The following is a 19,419-nucleotide window of genomic DNA, read 5'->3' as shown; positions in this document are numbered from 1 at the left end:
ATAATTATGAAAAATGCACAATATTAAACCCAAAATTTGGGTATTAGCTGACAGCAGGGTGGGTAATGTCAATCAAGCTATAGCTCTAGCAGAAAAGCTTGGTCTTGGTTATCAATTAAAACCTATTGAATATAATTTTTGGGGTAAATTACCAAATTTTTTACTAGCCCTTAGCCCTATCCATGTGAAAAAGCAGCTGTTACAATCGTGGGAGATGGAAGGCTTCCCTGACTTAATAATTTCTGCTGGGAGAAGAACCGCTTCTTTAGCGAGTTATTTAAAACATAAATCTGCTGGGAAAGTAAAAATTATTCAAATTATGCACCCCAACCTACCATTTAAGCAATTTGACCTAATTATTTTACCGCATCATGATAAGGTTAGCAGGGAAGAACTATGCACGAATGACAAGAATATATTGAGAATTACTGGAGCTCTTAATAATGTTCAAGCAAAAATACAGGCTGGCGGTATTGAGTTACGCAAAAATTATCCAGATCTTAAGCAGTTTATATCGGTAATTATTGGTGGTAATAGCAAAAATTATCAATTTACCGACGAAAATGCTCGCGAATTTGCTGCAATATTATCTAATCTTACTAAGACCCAAGATGAAAAACATACCCTATTCATTAGCTTTAGTCGACGTACTCCTAATTCAGCAAAACAAATTATCAAAAATAAGGTACCTTCATCGGCTATTATTTACGATCCAACAGAGGAAGAAGCTAAACCTAATCCTTATTTTGGGATGTTGGCACAGGCAGATTACATAATTTCTACGGCTGATTCGATTTCTATGTGTAGTGAGGCAGCTTCCACTGGTAAACCTCTTTATATATTCTGTCCTAGTAATTTTAAATCACCTAAACATCTAGCATTTACACAAAATTTGCTAGAATTAGGAATAGCTAAAATACTAGACAAATCTGTAATGCAGCTTGAAAACTATAATTATTCCCCTCTTAATGAAGTAGAAAAAATTGCTAATATCATAATTACAAAAAATTGGATAAAATGATGATCCATAATTCGACAACAAAATCACCAACTAGCCTGGCTTATGCAGAAAGTATATTAATTGATTCTCATTGTCACCTCAACATGTTAAAAGAAGATTTATCAGCCATAATAAGCAGAGCTGAGAACAATAATGTTAAGTACATGCAGACTATATGTACTACCATTGAGGAATTGCCGGATATTTTAGAAATAGCCGTAAGATACGGTAATGTTTTTGCTTCGTGTGGAGTTCACCCCAATGAAGTGAAGGAAATTGTCTCGTGCGAAACTATTATGGAATATTGTAATCATCCGAAAATTATTGGAATTGGTGAAACTGGTCTCGATTATTATTACCAGACATCAGACAAACATCAACAGATTAGTTCTTTTGGGCAACATATACAGGCATCTCAAAGTACCGGGTTGCCAATTATAGTCCATACAAGAGAAGCAGAACAAGATACTATGGATATTTTAAGTAGCGAAATGCAAAATACCGCGTTTCACGGTCTTATTCATTGCTTTACCGCTTCAAAGCATTTAGCAAAAAAAATGCTTGACCTTGGTATGTATATATCGATTGCTGGAATTGTAACCTTTAAAAACGCCACCGATTTACAGGATATAGTACGTTATATTCCACTAGACCGGTTATTAATTGAAACAGATTCTCCTTATCTTGCCCCTGTTCCGATGCGTGGCAAACAAAACGAACCAGCTTTTGTCAAATATGTAGCAGAAAAAATAGCTGAAATAAAAGAAACAAACCTAGAAACAGTAGCAAATGCTACTACCACAAATTTTATATCTTTATTCAGCAAAACCCATCTTCTTATATAACCCCTCCGTCAAAAATGCTAAAAATTAAGAATTAATCGTTCTTGTTGATACCTTATCATTTAAGTATACACCTAACCTAGTTTTCTTTTGTCCATAAATCCATATTATATTGTTTACAATACTCAAACATAGATACAGTATTAGAGTGAGCTATCCCAAACTCCTTTACTTGCTGTTTACCAAAAAACTTATAACTATGCAAATCTCTTGCTTTACATGCAGCTTTAGTTCCTTGAGTATATAAGTAACTAACTTGAGCCACATTTTTCCGGTTATCTCTATATAAGTAATAATATATGCTATAAGCTTTATTATAGGATTTTATAGCTTCTTTTATCTTATTTTGAGCAAATAAAATATTACCTTGGACTACATAGCTTGCTGCTAAATCTGGATCTTCCGAATAATCTGCATATTTTGGATTTTTATGCTCATTGGCTAAGAATATGGAGATAGCCTGGTTAACATGTTCTGAGGCCTGGTCTAGTTTACCTAGTCCTAATTCACTACTTGCCATTTGGGTGTAAATGCGACCTAATATTTCAAGAGCCTCTTTTTCGGAGGATTTACACATGTTATATAAATGCTCAGCTGTGGCATATGCTTCTGGGTATTTTTTAAGATAATTCAATATTTCTACTTTAGATAAATAAGGATTTATAAGTAGCTTGTCATCAAGAGCTAGTCCGTTTTTAATTGATATTTCTATAACTTTATTAACGTTTTCTAATGATTCAATATATTTTCCTTGTATGAATAATAATTTTGCTTTTATATTATGCATATAGCCTATGTTATTTTTATCCATTGAATCTTCATTAAATATTTGTTCCATAATTTGAATATTTTTTTCTGCTTCTTGAACCTGTCCTAGTGCTATATTAGATATTGTTAAATGATACAATAAATTCCATTTTCTAGATTCGTAACCTTTTAAATTCTCAAATATTTCTTTCGCTCTTATAAAATAGTTTATTGCCATCTTATAATTAGAATAACCTCTATAATACCCACCTATTGCTTGCACATACCTTGCATATGCACATTTTTCATCATTATTCATTAACCATAATTTAAATTTTCCTTCCTGGTCAGCTTTATTAAACCAAGTAACCTTTTTTTCTGCGTCATAATAATTGAGAGAATTATGATATTGAAGCATTAGTTGATAATTAAGTTCCATAAGTTTATATATATCTGAGTTATATTTCTCTGAATTTTTTAAAATTATTTCAAGATTTTCTTGTATAGTTTTAGCACTTCTAAAAATACGAGCCTGTAATGCATTCTTTGGTATATAATTCATTAATTTAGTAATGATATCATTTAAATAAGCTTTATTATTCTCACCACAATTAATCTCGGCTATTTTCTGAGCAATAACATCATGCATTTCAAAGATAGGGTTAGTGTCATGTGAGTCAATGTTAGATATTAAAGCAAATTTAGATAATTGATAGAGATCATCATCAATAGTATTTTGATTATCCGTAATAATTTTTAAAAGTTCTTTCGAGAAACCTTGATTATTTATTAAGGCTATTTTATTTAAAAGTTTCTTAGCACTTGGCTTTAACTCATTGATAACTAATGTAATGTTTAATTGAATTTTATCTGTTGATTGCTGGATTTTATCCTTATATTCTTTTCTATCTAAATCTTTTACATTATTTAATAATTGTGCTCCTTGTACTATCAGGATAGGATAACCAGCAAACTTTTCGCTCAAGAATTCTGCTAATAGGGGATCATTATTTTCTAGAATATTATTAGCAAGAGCAATGACATCATCTTTTTCAAAGACAGTCATTTTGATTACGTTAGGTAATATTTCGCTATCTTGAGAGACAAATATAACGTGTCCGTTATGCTCCCAATCAACGAACTCTTGAACTTTTTTATTTTCACTTACTTTTAGATTATCAAATATCAGTAACCATTTATCTTGATTCGATAAATAGCTCATTAATTCTTTTCGTATTAATTTTATATCTTCTGATATTAGATTAGATTTAGCGGTGCTATTAATAGCTTTTACTAGCTTTAGCAACTCTTGATTAATATCTAAATTACAATCAACAAACCAAATAAGTTTATAATTATTTTGATTCTCATAAGAATACATTCTAGCAAGTTGGGTTTTTCCCATGACACTAGTGCCTATAATACTTACTTGTCTATGTTTAATTAAATTATTTTTGAGCAAATTTAGTTGTTTGACATGATTGACAAAATAAGTAACTGGTGTAACAAAATTAGATATTTGTTGTTGAGCAAATGAATTATGCGGCAATATTAATAATAATATTATAAAATATTTATTCATTTTTTGCTCCTAGTGAATGGTTTCAGAAAAATTACATTATTATTTTTACTTAGTGGGGTTTTTATATAGATTAACATGACTGCAACCTATTTTACAATCAAAATTATATTTTTATACTATTAAGTGACATATTCTATAAATTATATACACTATTAAATTATAATACCAATTGAAATAGTTAAGGAGGTATATATTAATATGGAAATAGAAATTTGTGCAGGTACTAAAATGGTAAGAACATTAATATTACCAAAAGGTTTTTATGAGCATGATTTCATATGCCTAATGAAAAACGAGTCGCACGGAAGAAATCGCATATGCTTATTAGCAATGCATCACTTAGCAATCAGGCAAGTCATTGAAAACTGTATCTATGATAGTTGGATCGCACTGGAAAACAGTACAATCTTGGCTTAGAAGATTTAGAAACTCTAGCTTTGATGGATTATTTAAATCATACAAATTAGTGCTGGATACAAATCTAAAAATATGTATACTACTCGTTGTAGTGACCCTTTGTTCATAAGGCTTACCTAGCATAAGTCAATCTAGCTGGAATTCTGGCGTCGAAACTTGCCTCCGCTCCGTAACAATCGTTTATGTACGTGGAGGTAGCCGGCGTTTCTCCTAAGGATTTCTGGGCTATCTTTGACTTATGCAGGAAGTATATAATATACTCTTGTTGAATAGCTGGATATTTATGAATAAAGGTGCATTCATTTAAATTCTATCTCTAATCTTTTTTCAAATTTGTGGTGTACTATGAATCGTTTAATATTAGTAATTTTTTTTAGTATTTCTTTTTGTTTAACTGGGCAAAGAGTTTTAGCTGATGAAATAAGAATAGGAATACTCAAACACGACATAAATGTTAGGTTAAAACACCGTTATGAGAAAGGATACGACGTTAATTTAGAATATCTTTTTGGTGAAGAATACGAATTTTTGCGTGGCTATCCTCATATAGGCGTAGATATTAACAATAGTAAATATGCAAGTAGTGCTTATACTGGGCTTACTTGGCATTTTGATATGATGGAATCTGTGTTTTGTGAGTTAAGCTTTGGAGGGGCGATTCATAATGGTGAATTGAAAAAATCAGAGAAACAACGAGCCTTAAGAAAGCGTCCCTTAGGATCAAGGCTTTTATTTAGAGAGAGTGTTAGTTTTGGTGTAAAACTTAATGAAATACATGCAATTACATTAATTCTTGACCATATCTCTAATGCTGATATCGTAAAACCTAATGCCGGTCTAACTAATTTAGGCATACGGTATGGTTTTAAATTTTAAGTGGTTCTCTGTTGCATCTGTTTTGTTTTACAAGTTAGCTATATGAGGTTGTTTTGCTGCTTTAAGTGTGTTCTTGAGCAAAAAAGCAACCGTCATTGGTCCAACACCGCCTGGAACTGGTGATATATATCGTACTTTATCGACAACATTGGCAAAATCAACGTCTCCGACCATTTTGTCACTATGGGCAAGTTTACTAATACCAACGTCAATCACTATAGATTGTCGGTTAAAATATTCTTCTGTTAATGTTAAAGGTGAGCCGATAGCTGATATTACTATGTCGGCACGGGAAGTTATAGAATGTAAGTTTTGAGTTTTTGAGTGACATAAAGTAACAGTGCAATCTTCTCTAAGTAATAAAGCTGATAATGGTTTTCCGACAATATTAGAACGTCCTATAACTACAACATTCTTGCCAGCTAAATCTTTCTCAACTTGTTTAAGTAATTCAATGCAGCCAAGAGCCGTGCAAGGTATAAAGCCGTTACCTGAGTTACTATGTAGATAACCAACATTTAGAGGGTGAAAACCATCAACATCTTTGCTAGGATCAATAGCAGATAAGATTAAATTTTTATTGATATGCTTAGGTAAGGGGAGTTGTACAATAATCCCCGAGATATTTGCGTCATTATTGAGTATATTGATTTCATTTAGTATATGATCAATTTGAATTTCATTAGGTAAATTTATTGGCAAAGCATTCATACCAATTTTTGTCGCTGCTTTTAGTTTATTTCTTACATATATGCTACTAGCTGGATTATCACCCACTAGTATAATAGCAAGAGTTGGTACCAGTTTAAACTGCTCCTTGAGTGAATTAACCTCTAGCTTTAACTCATATAATATCTGGTCTGCAAAATATCTACCATTGATTATATTACCTTGTTCTTTCACTATTTATGCACTCCTTTGGTAGTTGAATATTCAAAATGTAAGGCTTTACCTTCAAATACCCTACTATAGGCATGATGTAAACTACTGGCTGCTTCTGCAAAACCACTAAGAATTAATTTTAATTTTGCTGGATAACTAGCAATATCACCAATTGCATAGATACCTGGAATATTTGTTTCAAAATAACCAGGCTCGACAATTATATGATTTGTTTTAACATGTAATCCCCAATTTTTTATTGGACCAAGTTCTTGGGTAAGTCCAAAAAATGGCAATAATATATTTGCTGGTAAGGTGCGAATATTTCCTTCGAAATCCTTTACTCCAACAGCTTCTAATATACCATCTTTTCCTACTAAATGCTCTAGTTGATAATTAATTACCAATTCAATTTTACCATTATCGGCTAATTCTTTGAGTTGCCTTATAGTTTCAGGAGCTGCTCGAAATTTCTCACGCCGATGTACTAAATATATTTTTTTAGCAATTTCGCAGAGTGATATTGCCCAATCTACAGCCGAATCTCCACCACCAGCTATGATGATTTCTTGGTTAGCTAAACTATTGCGGTTATTGATAAAATAAAATACTGATTTTCCTTCAAATGCTTCTATACCAGCTAGTGGAGGTCTGTTAGGTCCAAAAGAACCACAGCCAGCAGCAATAATAATAACTTTAGCAGCTATTGTGACATTTTTAGAAGTGGTGATTTGGAAATAGTCATCTTCTTTTTTTAATTGTATAACTTGCTGATTGAGATGATAAGCCGGATTAAACGGCTTAGCTTGTAATGCCAATTGTTCTATCAACTCTTCTGCCATAATTTTAGGGTAGGCTGGTATGTCATATATCGGCTTTTCTGGATATAGTATGCTACATTGTCCGCCTATTATTTCCTGTGAGTCAACAACATGACAACGCATACCAAGCATCCCAGCTTGGAAAATAGCAAATAACCCAACTGGCCCTGCTCCAATTATTATAATATCAGTATTGTGCATAAAATAAAATTTTATAAATAAAAAATCGTAAAACTCTTAGTGGTACCAGGATATTATGTTATAATGGATAAATAATCAACTAATAACGCTAAAATTCAAGATTGCGTTCTTTTGATAAAAATTTTACAATATTATTTTTTTAAAAAATTAATAAAGGAGTTTATATATGTTCCGTTTAGAAGATACTGAATTTATGTTGGTTAAGTCGAGGGTTATTAATATGTGGAATATTGAATCTATTCAAAATGGTACTAAAGATATTTGTCTGACAAATAAAAAAGACGTGATTATTGATAACACCGATAAGCTTATGGAACCCAGTAGTTGGATAAAAGTGATTCCCAATACGACCGTAACTATAATGGGAGAGCTTCCATTTGAAACATTCGTTTTACAGCCTAAATCTACAATTAAATTTTCCTACAATGGTACTGCTTACAATTTGGCAAACACAGGATCACAAGAGCTAGGCGTACAAAATATGTTTCTATTAATAGATACTTGTAAATTTTTAGAAACTTCCCTTGCAGAGAATGAAGAGCATGAAGTATTTGAAATTAAAGAATATCATTCATTGGCGTATAAAAATCTTGATAAAGATTTAATAAATTTATTTGCCCAACAAAATGATAAGCAATTTGCTTCCTTAATAGAATATGCATCTATAATAAAAAGTTCTTCAGAATTATCTGATTTAGCTAAAAATTTATTAGATTCCTACTCAAGTGAGTCTGAAGATGGTTCTGACTACTCGTTTTATTCTACTGAAAGTTTATCAAAACTCTGGTCAAATAAGTCTGAGGATGCTTTTGACTGCTCGTCTTCTTCTTGGGAATTGTCTGATGTTAATCCTAGTATGGAAGGTGATCAAGTCGTCCCACTAGTAGGAACAAAAGAAGAACATTTTGAGTGATTACAACCCTATAGTTATTATCACCGTCATTGCGAGAAGGCGTAGCCGACGAAGCAATCCAAAAATTATAATAAATCTGGATTGCTTCGTCGTGCGGTTTCCGCACTCCTCGCAATGACATTTGAGGCGTATAAACGTCATTGCGAGCGAATGTATGTGAGCATAGCAATCTATTTTAATCATTTTTCTGGATTGCATCAATGCCACTAAAGTAGCTCTGAGCCATGACTTTTGAGGTCGTACACGTCATTGTGAGCTAACATATGTGAGCGTGGCAATCCATTTTTAATTAATTTAAATTAGGTCTATGATAAATCTTTATTTAATCATTAATATTTTATTTGTTGCTTTAATGATTTATTTATTGCTTAAAAATAGAAATATTTTTGTAAAACTCTTAGTGCTGAATAGTTTAACTAGTATAATGACTTTATTCATTTGTTTTCTTGGGTCATTTAAAATGAATAATTGTTATTTAGATATTGCTCTGATTTATTTTCTGTTAAGCTTTATAGCAAGCGGAGCATATTTAAAGTATTTTATTGGTCAGTCTAATAATGTAATGTAATGAAAAAAGAAATAGTAATATTAGGTTGTGGTTTAAGTGGTATGCTTACGGCATTATCATTTGCCGGGAAGAATATTAAAACTACGATCCTTGAGTGTCAATCAATAAACTCTAGTATAGTTAATTCAGGAGAATTTGGTGCTAGGAACGATGGAGCGACGCCTATAAGTAATAGGCGAGCGACGAGTGACGACGTCACCAACTTCTCATCAATTGACTATAGCTTTTGTGCTGATATCAGGACTACTGCCTTAACTCCTGCTTCTTCACGATTCCTAGAAGCTATTAGTTTGTGGTCTGAGATTGAGCCAATAGCTGGCAAAATGCTGGAAATTTATGTTGTGGATAATAAGGCACCAGAAATGTTGTGTTTGCCAAATATCAAAGGTAATGATGCATTAGGTTATATAGTAAAAAACAGTGAATTTAAGCAAATATTACTAGAAAATGTTAAAAAAAACTCATTAATCAACATAATTGATCAGTGTGGTTATCAAAAGATCGATAGTAAAGCTGATCATTCGATCATCTATTTAGATAATCAGAAAACTATAAATAGTGACTTATTGATTGTTTGTGATGGGCATAATTCTAAAGCCCGTCAATATTATTTCTTCAATAAAATAGAAAAATCATATAATCAAACTGCCTTGACATTTAATATTAGGCATGAGAAAAATCATGAAAATTGTGCTATTGAACATTTTATGCCATCTGGTCCTTTTGCCATTTTGCCTCTCAAGGATCAAAAAACCTCATCGATAGTATGGACTACCAGCCAAGAGCAGGCGGCGTTATTGACCAGTTTGCCGAGTGAAGAATTTGAGTATTTGGTAAGTAGAAATTGTGGCAATTCTCTAGGAGCTATTGCTGTGGATAGTGATATTAGTTCTTTTCCTTTAAAAGCTCGTGTAACTAGTAAATATTTTCATAATAAGATAGTAGTAGTGGCAGATAGTGCACACGTAATTCATCCGCTAGCTGGTCAAGGCTTAAATCAGGGCATCAAAGATATTGAAACTTTAACTGGGTTAGTTGCAAGTAGCGGTACAAATGCAGTAGTACTAGAACGATATCAAAAATTAAGACAAAATGATAATTGTAATATGTATATGATTACTGAGAGCCTAAATAGTATTTTCTCAAATCATTCAAAACCCTTATGGTACCTAAGACGTTTAGGACTTAAAGCTATTGATAATATAGAGCCGATTAAGAATTTATTAAAACAATATGCTATGGGTAAAAGGTTTAATCTTTATTAAAGAAAATGATAATTTTGTTGACAGCTAGCTTTGGTAAAAAAGTTTCATAGATTAAAAGTAACGTTGAGAATATTATAATTATTGCTCCTACTATTGTAGTAATATGGGGAACTTCTCCAAAAATAATATAACCAAATGCTGCAGAAAATATGAGTTCAATGTATCTATACGGTGCTACCGATGATATTTCAACTAATTTGAAGGATTTAAGTAAGCAGTAAAGTATTAAATTCCCAGTGATCCCTAGAATGAATAGCAGAGCTAGGTCTTTGATGGTTGGAGAAGACCAAACATATATGGTGGGTATTGCACTAAACAACATAACAAAAAATCCAGAATAGAATAACATATTTAATGTAGATTCTTCCTGTACCATTTTTTTATTAATAACATCAAGTGCGGCAAATAAGAAGGCGCTGGCAATTAACACTAGTGAGAAAAAGTTAAAATCAGCATCGCTAGGATTTATCACTATTGCTGTTCCTATAAATCCCAATACTGTTGCAGCTAATTTTATCAAACTATATTTTTCTTTCAAAAATACAGTTGCCATTACCAAAATATAAATTGGTATAGTAAAATTTATTGCGGTAGCAACAGTGATATTTACAAATCCTAAACCCATACACCATGTTACTATTCCACTAAATAATAGTAATCCTCTGATAAGATGTACATACATTTTAGGTTTTGAGCCTGCTACTTTTTTATAAAAAATAAATGGTATAAGTGTTAATGTGCTAAATAGGAAGCGGAAAAATACTACTTCATACGCTTGAATATTGAATCCTAAATACTTCATGATAACATCATTAATATTATCAATTAGTAGGCTTAGAATAAACCACGCAACTCCATGCAACATATTATTAGAATTTATATTTTTTATCATTATTTCAACACTATCTATAATTGTAAAGTACAAACTTAATTAAAATATTAAGCTACTCAAGAGTATATTTTTATTTTCCAATCTATTCCATAACCAATTCTATATTTTTTTGCAAAATTAAATAGATTGATACCTAAAGCTAAACAAGAGGTGCTATTAATATATAATACTTTCTTTCCTTGTTCTACATTGGCAAATGTTTTGCTATAATTTGCAGTTGTTTTATAATATTTTTTTGATTTATAGGAAATTTCTATCTTATAATCTGTACCTTCTCTAAAATTAAATTTATTAATATTCTAAATCAATATTCATCCAGATATTACCATATCTGTCGTGAATTGCTATGGTACCGATTAATTGATTAGTAGTATTAATGTTCGCTTGTTCATAATGGAATTGTATTAATTCCGTGGACAGTTTTGTTCCTACTTCCTCAAGACTAATTTTTCCTGATGCAAGTCTTGCAGCAACATAACAGTATAAATCTCTACCATGAGAAGTAGAGCTGTTAGCCCTTGGCATTATGTTAGCTTTTTCATTAATCTCTATGATTTCTTCTGTACCCAAAAATTGATTGATCAATGTTAAGGTACCGTTATCTGGTGAGATAAAATAGTGTCCCGTCTTAGACTTTAATATAATAGACTTGCGTTGTGTTCCAACACCAGGATCAACGACACTAACAAATATGGTACCTTCTGGCCAATAAGTTGCAGTTTGATATAGACGATATGCTGCTTCAAATATATTAAATGGTACGATTTCATGGGTTAAGTCTGAAATTATCAAGGATTTTTCTATGGAATGTATAACTCCTTTTGTCTCATTTACCGTTCCATCAGTAGTTCCGAAATCGGTTTGAAGGACTATAACTCCTGAAAAGTTAGAATTACTCATAAATTCTCTCTGTGATATGTATAGCTAATTCGATTAGTATTTATCCATAGTAAACTTATGCCTTTTTTTTACGATTTTTAAATTGTCCTGTGAATTGGGGCAATGTTAATAGGGTTAACTATATAGAGTTAATATGCAGTCAGTAGTGTACAGTATATCTTTAATATGTAAAGTATTTGTTTTTATAATTAACAGTATTTTCTCAAATCATTCAAAACCCTTATGGTACCTAAGACGTCTAGGGCTTAAAGCTATTGATAATATAGAGCCGATTAAGAATTTGTTAAAACAATATGCCATGGGTAAAAGGTTTACTCTTTAAAATTAGGAAGTTATGAGTAAAGAAATTAATGTTAAAAATTTTTCTAGTAATAGTAGCAAAAATATTTTATTATTTTGCCAAATAAATACTCTAGAGAGTTTAAAGTGAACTTTTTTAATGACAGAGAACTAGCATTGCGATTTAAAAATAATGCTGTTAGTTCTAAAGAACGATTTTGGTATGTAATGATAGGTAATATATTATATATAGTATCGTTATTAGAATCGTCATTAGTATCGTCATTAGAATCGTTTTTATTTGTAAAAAATATGTATTTGGCTAGTGTAATAGGATTACCTATAATTATTGGAGCAATTATATGTTATAATACCAATAAAGCTGGTGATGACAAAGAATTTATAGAAAGATATGTTTGCATTGGAACACCAGTATTGATAAGGACGAAAGTTTTGACGTTTGCATTATTTTTCTTTGGGACATTAATAAAAGGATATATTTTTAAAGAGATAGTAAATAATCTAGGGATAATTTCCAATGCTATTGGTTCTTTTTATTTTTACTGGAGACTAAATTCGTCCATTAGGATAGCAGCAAATTAGATTGAGGATAATAGTGGTTTGTAATAAATAATAAAAAAAGTCAAAATAGCAGTTGACAGCATAGTAGATTTTGCATATGATTACTCCACGAAAAGATGAGTTATTCATCAACTCGTAAGCTGTTTTTAAAAGTAAATAATCAGATATAGGTAGTGACAGCAAAATGTACTTATCACTTAAAGTGATAAATTAAACCTGTCAATTTTTTGAATAAAAAGTAGACAGAATCAAACTTGAGAGTTTGATCCTGGCTCAGAACGAACGCTTTCGGTATGCTTAACACATGCAAGTTGAACGGATTAATTTAGGGCTTGCTCTAAATTAGTTAGTAGCAGACGGGTGAGTAACACGTGGGAATCTGCCCATCAGTACGGAATAACATTTAGAAATAGATGCTAATACCGTATATTCTCTTCGGAGGAAAGATTTATCGCTGATGGATGAGCCCGCGTCAGATTAGGTAGTTGGTAGGGTAATGGCCTACCAAGCCAACGATCTGTAGCTGGTCTGAGAGGATGATCAGCCACATTGGGACTGAGACACGGCCCAGACTCCTACGGGAGGCAGCAGTGGGGAATATTGGACAATGGGCGAAAGCCTGATCCAGCAATACCGAGTGGGTGACGAAGGCCTTAGGGTTGTAAAGCCCTTTTCAGCAGGGAAGATAATGACGGTACCTGACCAAGAAAGCCCCGGCTAACTCCGTGCCAGCAGCCGCGGTAAGACGGAGGGGGCTAGCGTTGTTCGGAATTACTGGGCGTAAAGAGTGCGTAGGCGGTTTAGTAAGTTGGAAGTGAAAGCCCGAGGCTTAACCTCGGAACTGCTTTCAAAACTACTAATCTAGAGTGTAGTAGGGGATGATGGAATTCCTAGTGTAGAGGTGAAATTCTTAGATATTAGGAGGAACACCGGTGGCGAAGGCGGTCATCTAGGCTACAACTGACGCTGATGCACGAAAGCGTGGGGAGCAAACAGGATTAGATACCCTGGTAGTCCACGCCGTAAACGATGAGTGCTAGATATCGGGAGAAATTCTTTCGGTTTCGTAGCTAACGCATTAAGCACTCCGCCTGGGGAGTACGGTCGCAAGATTAAAACTCAAAGGAATTGACGGGGGCTCGCACAAGCGGTGGAGCATGCGGTTTAATTCGATGTTACGCGAAAAACCTTACCAACCCTTGACATGGTGGTCGCGGGAAGCAGAGATGCATCCCTTCAGTTCGGCTGGACCACACACAGGTGTTGCATGGCTGTCGTCAGCTCGTGTCGTGAGATGTTGGGTTAAGTCCCGCAACGAGCGCAACCCTCATTCTTATTTGCCAGCGGGTAATGCCGGGAACTATAAGGAAACTGCCGGTGATAAGCCGGAGGAAGGTGGGGACGATGTCAAGTCATCATGGCCCTTATGGGTTGGGCTACACGCGTGCTACAATGGTATCCACAGAGGGAAGCAATACGGTAACGTGGAGCAAATCCCTAAAAGATATCTCAGTTCGGATTGTTCTCTGCAACTCGAGAACATGAAGTTGGAATCGCTAGTAATCGCGGATCAGCATGCCGCGGTGAATACGTTCTCGGGCCTTGTACACACTGCCCGTCACGCCATGGGAGTTGGTTTTACCTGAAGGTGGTGAGCTAACGTAAGAGGCAGCCAACCACGGTAAAATTAGCGACTGGGGTGAAGTCGTAACAAGGTAGCCGTAGGGGAACCTGCGGCTGGATTACCTCCTTTAAAGACTTAATATAGCAAGTATTACTTTTGTAATATTTGCCTAAGTTCGACTTTCGCTGTCACTACCTTTAACTGATTGTTTATCAAATTTTTAAAAACAGCTCTTTCTTTAAGTTTTTCCCTGTACATGTTATAATTAACCTGCTAATCTCTAATAAAGTGATATTAATTTGTAAAGTATCATAATATAATTTGAGTGTATATACTCAAATTATTTAAAGAATTGGATTTGAAAATGAGAGGTGAACACCATAGTATCCTACATTTTTTCTTACTATTTTTTTATGATGAATAAAAAATCTGATTGCCAATTGTCTATTAGCGACGAAGCAATCCACAAAAAAGTAACCAGAAAAGTATTGCTTCGTCGACTTTATGGTCTCCTCGCAATGATGTTTTTGTGCTATTGTAATAGTTATAGAATAAAAAATGTAGGATACTATGGATGAACACATGCAACGTACGTGAGTATGCGAGTTCCTGATATTTTCAAAAAATAATTCTTCAAAGCATTTTAGTACACTCAGATAGAAAATCAAGAATTGCATTGTCATTATTTAAGATACGAAATGCTTACATACTAAATGTACGTTCCATTCCTTGACTTGAATACTCCTAGCATTTCTTGATTTTAATCTTCATCTACCAACTTTTTAACTAATTATAGTATGTATTATGACTAATCCTATAGAAAAAATTTTTAAAAAGGAGTTATCTGACTATAAAAATAAATACTATGAAAACAGCAGTAACGATTATATTAAGAATATGCTAGATATATTTGACCAACTTGAAGCTGTTTCAAAAAAGGGTAACAAAAAAATATTACGGATTGCATTTGTCAAGGAATACATGGTGTTTAGTAAAAAAGAACAGGAAGAAATAAAACAAAACGAAACAAACCTAATAAAAGAACAGGAAGAAATAAAACAAAAAGCAGAAAACCGAATAAAGGATTTATATAATTTGAACAATCGAGCAAAAGCATTCAATGACTATTTTTGTTCCAATGCTTATGAAATCGAATTTTCTCAAGATAAGGCAAATGCACGTTTTTCTAATACAGAAGAAAAAGGTAAATCGTTTGAACATAAAGGACGCAAAATACAAGAAGTTGGAGAAATAAAACCATTTCCAACGGAAGATTTTAGAATACAAGTATTTAACTATCCGACTGAATCTAAAGTCGATGATAAAAATATAAAACCAACTAAAGGTGACAAAAATAGAACCTTAGTTGTCGATAACAATAGAGGTACAGCAGCACATGCAATAGCACAAGTACCTTTAACAAGACTCAACCTAACTGATAGCCCAAAGAATAAGGGTGCATTTTATAAGAGAGAAGGGGATGGAAGTATAATAACATTTGATAAGAACGTTACTGATATTACTAAATGCAAGGCTATTATCACGGCAAAGACAAGTATTTGGGCTAGAATCCCTTCAAGTTCAATTGCTTCTCTAGAAGAAATCAAACAAAAATTCGAAGCATCGAACAAGGAAAAAGAAAAAACAAATGATTCAGACTCTACATCCAAACCTAATACACAACCAAAAGTAACAAGAAGTATAATAAAATGAAAATAAGATATGATTTGTATAGAAGTGTACATAAGTTTCTTCGTAAGGAGCTGTGCCAGTTTGGAGAAAAGCTAGGTAAAATAGATTTTCGAAAAATAGTAGCTGTAACTAGTATTAAAGATTCTTTTGACAATATTGTATTTGATCTAAAAATGCATGCACAAAAAGAAGAAAAATATTTTACCCCACTGTTTGATAAGAAAGGATCAACCGTACATAAGCACGTTAAACAAGAACATTTCAACCAGCAAGATGAGCTGATGACCTTTCAGTGCCTTTTTGAAACTGCAATAAAAACAGTGGATGATGAAGAACGGGTTGTACAGGGTCGCCATATCTGTTCCTCATATGATCAGTTGTTGTCTCACAATCTTCTGCATTTTTATCAAGAAGAAAACATATTAATGCCTGAATTATGGAAACTTTATTCTGATAAAGAGCTGCAGCAGGTTACCGTAGATAGTTATAAAGGTCTGCCTGAACATGTTTTATTAGATAGCTCGAGCTTCTTCCCGGTTTTAAATTTTCTTGAAAAACACACTTATTTACAAGATCTTAAAGAAGCTTGCTCACCTGAACTGTTTTTTGAAATTTGGAAGCGTGCATTAATCTCAGAAGGTTGTTTCACTGCTGATGATAAATCTACTTTTGCCATTGAGTTTGATTTACCCTTAATTGTAGACCAGGGCGATTTAAAAAATTAACTAATTTTTTTATGGGTTCAGAGGGGTTAATAGTTGATTACAACAGGGGGGCAAAGGATCATTACAATTTACATTGTAATTCTTCTGATAGTTTATTTTTTTGATAAATCTGTAGGCGAGAAACTATCAAAGATAGAAGTTGACGAGAGGTTGTACTTAATCGTTTATCGTAATTATTAGTAAGATTCCTCCATTCAGGTGGGATAAAATTATCAACAAAATTATAAAATATAATATCAAGATTTTCAACTAAGGTGTTGGGAAAAGTTAATGATTCTGTCATATTTTTTCCCCTTGTAATAGGGTGAAAAATATATTTTTTTGTAGGTCAAAATTTAAGATTAGCACATATGGTACACATATGAAATTCTTAAAAAGAGTAATAAAACCCTGGAAGGGTGGTAAGTATTGGCGGGGAGCATGGTACATATTGCGAACCTTAAACCAGTTTAGACTGAAGCTTTTACAGATTGTTTTAAAGCCTAGTTATTTTAGGAACATTTAGTTCTTCTGCTATTTCTGTAAGCGTTAAAGAGCTGACCCTTATTCTACTAAACAACGGAACACTGGTAAATTAGGATTTATTACCATGTACTTTCTGGTATAGCTCTTTCGCCTTTATATAGTCAATTCAGGAGAATTGGGTAGTAGGAGCGATGCCTATAAGTAATAGGCAAGCGATGAGTGACGACGTCACAAATTTTTCATCAATTGACTATATAACAAATACAAAAACCTGAAGAATAAAAATTACCATAATATTTCTTCAGGTTTTTGTAATATATAGAAATTTTACTTAAAAAATCCTTACATGTTTAATGTTGCTGAAGAATCTTCATCACCAAGAAACGGTACCTCAGTATGATCATCGGCAACCTTTAATTCTAAATTATATTTTTCTGCTTGTAATTCTTCTATGGCTTGTAATTCGTGTTTCTTTAATAGTTCATTTATATCCTGTAATAATTTATTGCTTATCTGATTGTGCTTCAATTCTAGTTTTTGCAAAGTGTTATTGCTCTGTAAGGCTTTTACTAGTGCCGCCGCTCCCTCATCACCTATCTGATTGCCGCTCAATTTTAGTTCTTTCACAGTGCTATTGTTATTTAAGGATTCCACTAGTGTCTTTATTTCCTCATCACCTATATAGCTGTGTATCAAATGTATTTCCGGCACAGTGTTAATTTGCTCTAAGGCTTTATTTAAACAATCTTTTCCCTTTTCATACCAATTCCCAAATTTAATTTAGTATAAAGATGAGAAAAATAGGTTATAATGTAAAAGATAGATAAAATTAGGAATGTAATGGGTACTCATCAAAAATTAATAACAGAAGATTTATACAAACAGGCTATAGCTCAACTTGCAAGTACGAACAAAGAGAATAGGATCGCTATTAGGTTAAGAGCTATAGTAGCTGCAAAAGAACATGGTATTGGTATGGTGTCTAAAATATTTGATATCACAACTAATACGCTAAGAAACTGGATAAAAAGCTTTGCCCAAGGCGATGATAAAAATCTTGAATATAAAAAAGGTAGGGGAAGGAAAAGCGATTTAACGGAAAGCTGCTATGAAGCAATAAACAAATGGATACAAGAAGATTGTAACATAACAATAAAAAGTATCGTCATAAAACTTAAAGAAAATTTGGGAATTAATGTAAGTAAATCGGCTGTACACAGGGCATTGCACAATCTTAAGTTTGCGTACATTACTCCAAGACCAGTGCATTACAAACAGAATAAAGAAACTCATGAACAGTTTAAAAAAAAATTCAAGAAAAAATAACAAGCAATCCAAGAAGTTTTTTGTATTTCTTTGATGAATCGCGTTTTGGAACTCATTCTAAATTAGGTCATGGTTGGTTTCGCAAAGGTATCAGAACTCAAGTTAAAATCAAAATAGGTTTTCAGAATTTTTATGTTTACAGTGCTGTTAACCCAATAACAGGAGATGATTTTAGCTTAATGATGCCAAATGTTAATACTATGTCTTTGAACATGTTTCTTGCGGAAATGTCTAAACATATAGGCGTTCAAAAAGCCATTGTTGTTATGGATTGTGCTGGATGGCATAAGGCTAAGGACTTAGTGGTTCCTGCTAATATAGAAATTCTTTATTTGCCACCATATTCTCCTGAATTAAATCCTGCGGAGCGATTATGGGAGCATTTAAAGTCTGAGACTATAAAGAATAAAGTATACAATACAATTGAACAATTAGAAATAGTAGTATCTTCCTCTATTAAAAATTTAAATACCTTGCTAATTCAATCTATTTGTTGCATGAATCATTTACTAAATTAAATTCGGGAATTGGTATGATATCAAATATTTTAGACACCATACCAATACCATGTTCTTTTGCAGCTACTATAGCTCTTAACCTAATAGCGATCCTATTCTCTTTGTTCGTACTTGCAAGTTGAGCTATAGCCTGTTTGTATAAATCTTCTGTTATTAATTTTTGATGAGTACCCATTACATTCCTAATTTTATCTATCTTTTACATTATAACCTATTTTTCTCATCTTTATACTAAATTAAATTTGGGAATTGGTATAATGGCTATAATTTTGGTGGAGAAGTCATTTATAATCCATGGTCAA

The 19,419-nt window shown here is 32.8% G+C and carries 20 protein-coding genes and 1 rRNA gene; 12 read left to right on the top strand and 9 right to left on the bottom strand.

Features of this window, described 5'->3' with window-relative positions:
* Positions 1-13: 13 nt before the first annotated feature.
* Together ACFELW_RS05550 and ACFELW_RS05545 are read left to right on the top strand one after the other, a co-directional pair.
* Complete coding sequence (locus tag ACFELW_RS05550; RefSeq protein WP_375329888.1) at positions 14-1,021, top strand: mitochondrial fission ELM1 family protein; 1,008 nt, start codon at positions 14-16, stop codon at positions 1,019-1,021.
* 53 nt (positions 1,022-1,074) lie between these two features.
* Positions 1,075-1,845, top strand: coding sequence for a TatD family hydrolase (locus tag ACFELW_RS05545; RefSeq protein WP_375330524.1), 771 nt, complete (start codon positions 1,075-1,077; stop codon positions 1,843-1,845).
* Positions 1,846-1,921: 76 nt separating this feature from the next.
* On the opposite strand, the gene ACFELW_RS05540 is transcribed toward ACFELW_RS05545, so the two are convergent.
* Positions 1,922-4,171, bottom strand: a complete 2,250-nt coding sequence (locus ACFELW_RS05540) for a tetratricopeptide repeat protein (RefSeq protein ID WP_375329887.1) — start codon at positions 4,169-4,171, stop codon at positions 1,922-1,924.
* Between the two features lie 762 nt (positions 4,172-4,933).
* Between ACFELW_RS05540 and ACFELW_RS05535 the strand changes: the two genes are divergently transcribed.
* The gene (locus ACFELW_RS05535; protein ID WP_341759307.1) at positions 4,934-5,464 is read left to right on the top strand and encodes an acyloxyacyl hydrolase; all 531 of its coding nucleotides are present in this window, start codon (positions 4,934-4,936) and stop codon (positions 5,462-5,464) included.
* Between the two features lie 27 nt (positions 5,465-5,491).
* On the opposite strand, the gene ACFELW_RS05530 is transcribed toward ACFELW_RS05535, so the two are convergent.
* Complete coding sequence (locus ACFELW_RS05530) at positions 5,492-6,367, bottom strand: bifunctional 5,10-methylenetetrahydrofolate dehydrogenase/5,10-methenyltetrahydrofolate cyclohydrolase (RefSeq protein ID WP_341759306.1); 876 nt, start codon at positions 6,365-6,367, stop codon at positions 5,492-5,494.
* Positions 6,367-7,368, bottom strand: coding sequence for an NAD(P)/FAD-dependent oxidoreductase (locus ACFELW_RS05525; protein ID WP_375329886.1), 1,002 nt, complete (start codon positions 7,366-7,368; stop codon positions 6,367-6,369). Before ACFELW_RS05525 ends, ACFELW_RS05530 begins: the two co-directional genes overlap by 1 nt.
* Before the next feature lie 166 nt (positions 7,369-7,534).
* On the opposite strand from ACFELW_RS05525, the gene ACFELW_RS05520 reads away from it, so the two are divergent.
* The 3 genes from ACFELW_RS05520 to ACFELW_RS05510 all read left to right on the top strand — a co-directional run bounded on the left by ACFELW_RS05520 (position 7,535) and on the right by ACFELW_RS05510 (position 10,114).
* Entirely contained in the window at positions 7,535-8,281 is a 747-nt protein-coding gene (locus ACFELW_RS05520) for a hypothetical protein (RefSeq protein WP_341759304.1), read from the top strand.
* A gap of 307 nt (positions 8,282-8,588) precedes the next feature.
* Positions 8,589-8,849: a monovalent cation/H+ antiporter complex subunit F gene (locus ACFELW_RS05515; RefSeq protein WP_375329885.1), complete on the top strand. Its 261-nt coding sequence runs from the start codon at positions 8,589-8,591 to the stop codon at positions 8,847-8,849.
* Positions 8,849-10,114, top strand: coding sequence for an FAD-dependent monooxygenase (locus ACFELW_RS05510; RefSeq protein WP_375329884.1), 1,266 nt, complete (start codon positions 8,849-8,851; stop codon positions 10,112-10,114). The genes ACFELW_RS05515 and ACFELW_RS05510 overlap by 1 nt, the downstream gene beginning before the upstream one ends.
* Here the strand turns inward: ACFELW_RS05510 and ACFELW_RS05505 are convergent.
* From ACFELW_RS05505 to ACFELW_RS05495, 3 genes are read right to left on the bottom strand one after another with little or no spacing between them, the layout of a single operon-like run.
* Positions 10,101-11,006 (bottom strand): DMT family transporter, encoded by a 906-nt coding sequence (locus ACFELW_RS05505; RefSeq protein ID WP_375329883.1) that lies wholly within the window; start codon positions 11,004-11,006, stop codon positions 10,101-10,103. The two genes, ACFELW_RS05510 and ACFELW_RS05505, sit on opposite strands and share 14 nt — an antisense overlap.
* 56 nt (positions 11,007-11,062) lie before the next feature.
* Entirely contained in the window at positions 11,063-11,257 is a 195-nt protein-coding gene (locus tag ACFELW_RS05500) for an SAM hydroxide adenosyltransferase (RefSeq protein WP_375330523.1), read from the bottom strand.
* A gap of 40 nt (positions 11,258-11,297) precedes the next feature.
* Complete coding sequence (locus ACFELW_RS05495; protein ID WP_375329882.1) at positions 11,298-11,906, bottom strand: S-adenosyl-l-methionine hydroxide adenosyltransferase family protein; 609 nt, start codon at positions 11,904-11,906, stop codon at positions 11,298-11,300.
* A gap of 426 nt (positions 11,907-12,332) precedes the next feature.
* Between ACFELW_RS05495 and ACFELW_RS05490 the strand changes: the two genes are divergently transcribed.
* The 4 genes from ACFELW_RS05490 (at position 12,333) to ACFELW_RS05475 (ending at position 16,808) form a co-directional block, all read left to right on the top strand.
* Entirely contained in the window at positions 12,333-12,788 is a 456-nt protein-coding gene (locus ACFELW_RS05490; protein WP_375329881.1) for a hypothetical protein, read from the top strand.
* Between the two features lie 229 nt (positions 12,789-13,017).
* Positions 13,018-14,520 (top strand): 16S ribosomal RNA (locus ACFELW_RS05485).
* 675 nt (positions 14,521-15,195) lie between these two features.
* Complete coding sequence (locus ACFELW_RS05480) at positions 15,196-16,104, top strand: hypothetical protein (protein WP_375329880.1); 909 nt, start codon at positions 15,196-15,198, stop codon at positions 16,102-16,104.
* The gene (locus tag ACFELW_RS05475; protein ID WP_375329879.1) at positions 16,101-16,808 is read left to right on the top strand and encodes a hemerythrin domain-containing protein; all 708 of its coding nucleotides are present in this window, start codon (positions 16,101-16,103) and stop codon (positions 16,806-16,808) included. The genes ACFELW_RS05480 and ACFELW_RS05475 overlap by 4 nt, the downstream gene beginning before the upstream one ends.
* Before the next feature lie 61 nt (positions 16,809-16,869).
* Here the strand turns inward: ACFELW_RS05475 and ACFELW_RS05470 are convergent, their stop codons facing one another.
* Together ACFELW_RS05470 and ACFELW_RS05465 are read right to left on the bottom strand one after the other, a co-directional pair.
* Positions 16,870-17,091 carry a hypothetical protein gene (locus ACFELW_RS05470; protein ID WP_341759298.1) on the bottom strand — a complete coding sequence of 74 codons (222 nt, stop codon included), beginning with the start codon at positions 17,089-17,091 and terminating at the stop codon, positions 16,870-16,872.
* Positions 17,092-17,615: 524 nt separating this feature from the next.
* Positions 17,616-17,984 (bottom strand): hypothetical protein, encoded by a 369-nt coding sequence (locus ACFELW_RS05465; protein WP_375329878.1) that lies wholly within the window; start codon positions 17,982-17,984, stop codon positions 17,616-17,618.
* Positions 17,985-18,113: 129 nt separating this feature from the next.
* Between ACFELW_RS05465 and ACFELW_RS05460 the strand changes: the two genes are divergently transcribed.
* Both ACFELW_RS05460 and ACFELW_RS05455 read left to right on the top strand, forming a co-directional pair.
* Entirely contained in the window at positions 18,114-18,599 is a 486-nt protein-coding gene (locus tag ACFELW_RS05460; RefSeq protein ID WP_375329860.1) for a helix-turn-helix domain-containing protein, read from the top strand.
* Between the two features lie 20 nt (positions 18,600-18,619).
* Positions 18,620-19,117, top strand: coding sequence for an IS630 family transposase (locus tag ACFELW_RS05455; protein ID WP_375329846.1), 498 nt, complete (start codon positions 18,620-18,622; stop codon positions 19,115-19,117).
* Here the strand turns inward: ACFELW_RS05455 and ACFELW_RS05450 are convergent.
* Entirely contained in the window at positions 19,086-19,292 is a 207-nt protein-coding gene (locus tag ACFELW_RS05450) for a hypothetical protein (RefSeq protein ID WP_375329877.1), read from the bottom strand. The two genes, ACFELW_RS05455 and ACFELW_RS05450, sit on opposite strands and share 32 nt — an antisense overlap.
* Positions 19,293-19,419: the final 127 nt, after the last annotated feature.

Source organism: Candidatus Tisiphia endosymbiont of Nemotelus uliginosus, assembly GCF_964264755.1.
GTDB lineage: Bacteria > Pseudomonadota > Alphaproteobacteria > Rickettsiales > Rickettsiaceae > Tisiphia.
The sequence above is the reverse complement of the archived record's forward strand: the minus strand, read 5'-3'. Positions and strand labels throughout refer to the sequence as shown.

Excerpts from the sequence above, each read along its gene's own strand:
- ACFELW_RS05520 (WP_341759304.1), top strand. The coding sequence starts at position 7,535 with ATGTTCCGTTTAGAAGATACTGAATTTATGTTGGTTAAGTCGAGGGTT.
- ACFELW_RS05460 (WP_375329860.1), top strand. The coding sequence starts at position 18,114 with ATGGGTACTCATCAAAAATTAATAACAGAAGATTTATACAAACAGGCT.
- ACFELW_RS05470 (WP_341759298.1), bottom strand. The coding sequence starts at position 17,091 with ATGACAGAATCATTAACTTTTCCCAACACCTTAGTTGAAAATCTTGAT.
- ACFELW_RS05450 (WP_375329877.1), bottom strand. The coding sequence starts at position 19,292 with ATGGGTACTCATCAAAAATTAATAACAGAAGATTTATACAAACAGGCT.
- ACFELW_RS05515 (WP_375329885.1), top strand. The coding sequence starts at position 8,589 with ATGATAAATCTTTATTTAATCATTAATATTTTATTTGTTGCTTTAATG.
- ACFELW_RS05550 (WP_375329888.1), top strand. The coding sequence starts at position 14 with ATGCACAATATTAAACCCAAAATTTGGGTATTAGCTGACAGCAGGGTG.
- ACFELW_RS05540 (WP_375329887.1), bottom strand. The coding sequence starts at position 4,171 with ATGAATAAATATTTTATAATATTATTATTAATATTGCCGCATAATTCA.
- ACFELW_RS05525 (WP_375329886.1), bottom strand. The coding sequence starts at position 7,368 with ATGCACAATACTGATATTATAATAATTGGAGCAGGGCCAGTTGGGTTA.
- ACFELW_RS05535 (WP_341759307.1), top strand. The coding sequence starts at position 4,934 with ATGAATCGTTTAATATTAGTAATTTTTTTTAGTATTTCTTTTTGTTTA.
- ACFELW_RS05480 (WP_375329880.1), top strand. The coding sequence starts at position 15,196 with ATGACTAATCCTATAGAAAAAATTTTTAAAAAGGAGTTATCTGACTAT.
- ACFELW_RS05495 (WP_375329882.1), bottom strand. The coding sequence starts at position 11,906 with ATGAGTAATTCTAACTTTTCAGGAGTTATAGTCCTTCAAACCGATTTC.
- ACFELW_RS05505 (WP_375329883.1), bottom strand. The coding sequence starts at position 11,006 with ATGATAAAAAATATAAATTCTAATAATATGTTGCATGGAGTTGCGTGG.
- ACFELW_RS05510 (WP_375329884.1), top strand. The coding sequence starts at position 8,849 with ATGAAAAAAGAAATAGTAATATTAGGTTGTGGTTTAAGTGGTATGCTT.
- ACFELW_RS05475 (WP_375329879.1), top strand. The coding sequence starts at position 16,101 with ATGAAAATAAGATATGATTTGTATAGAAGTGTACATAAGTTTCTTCGT.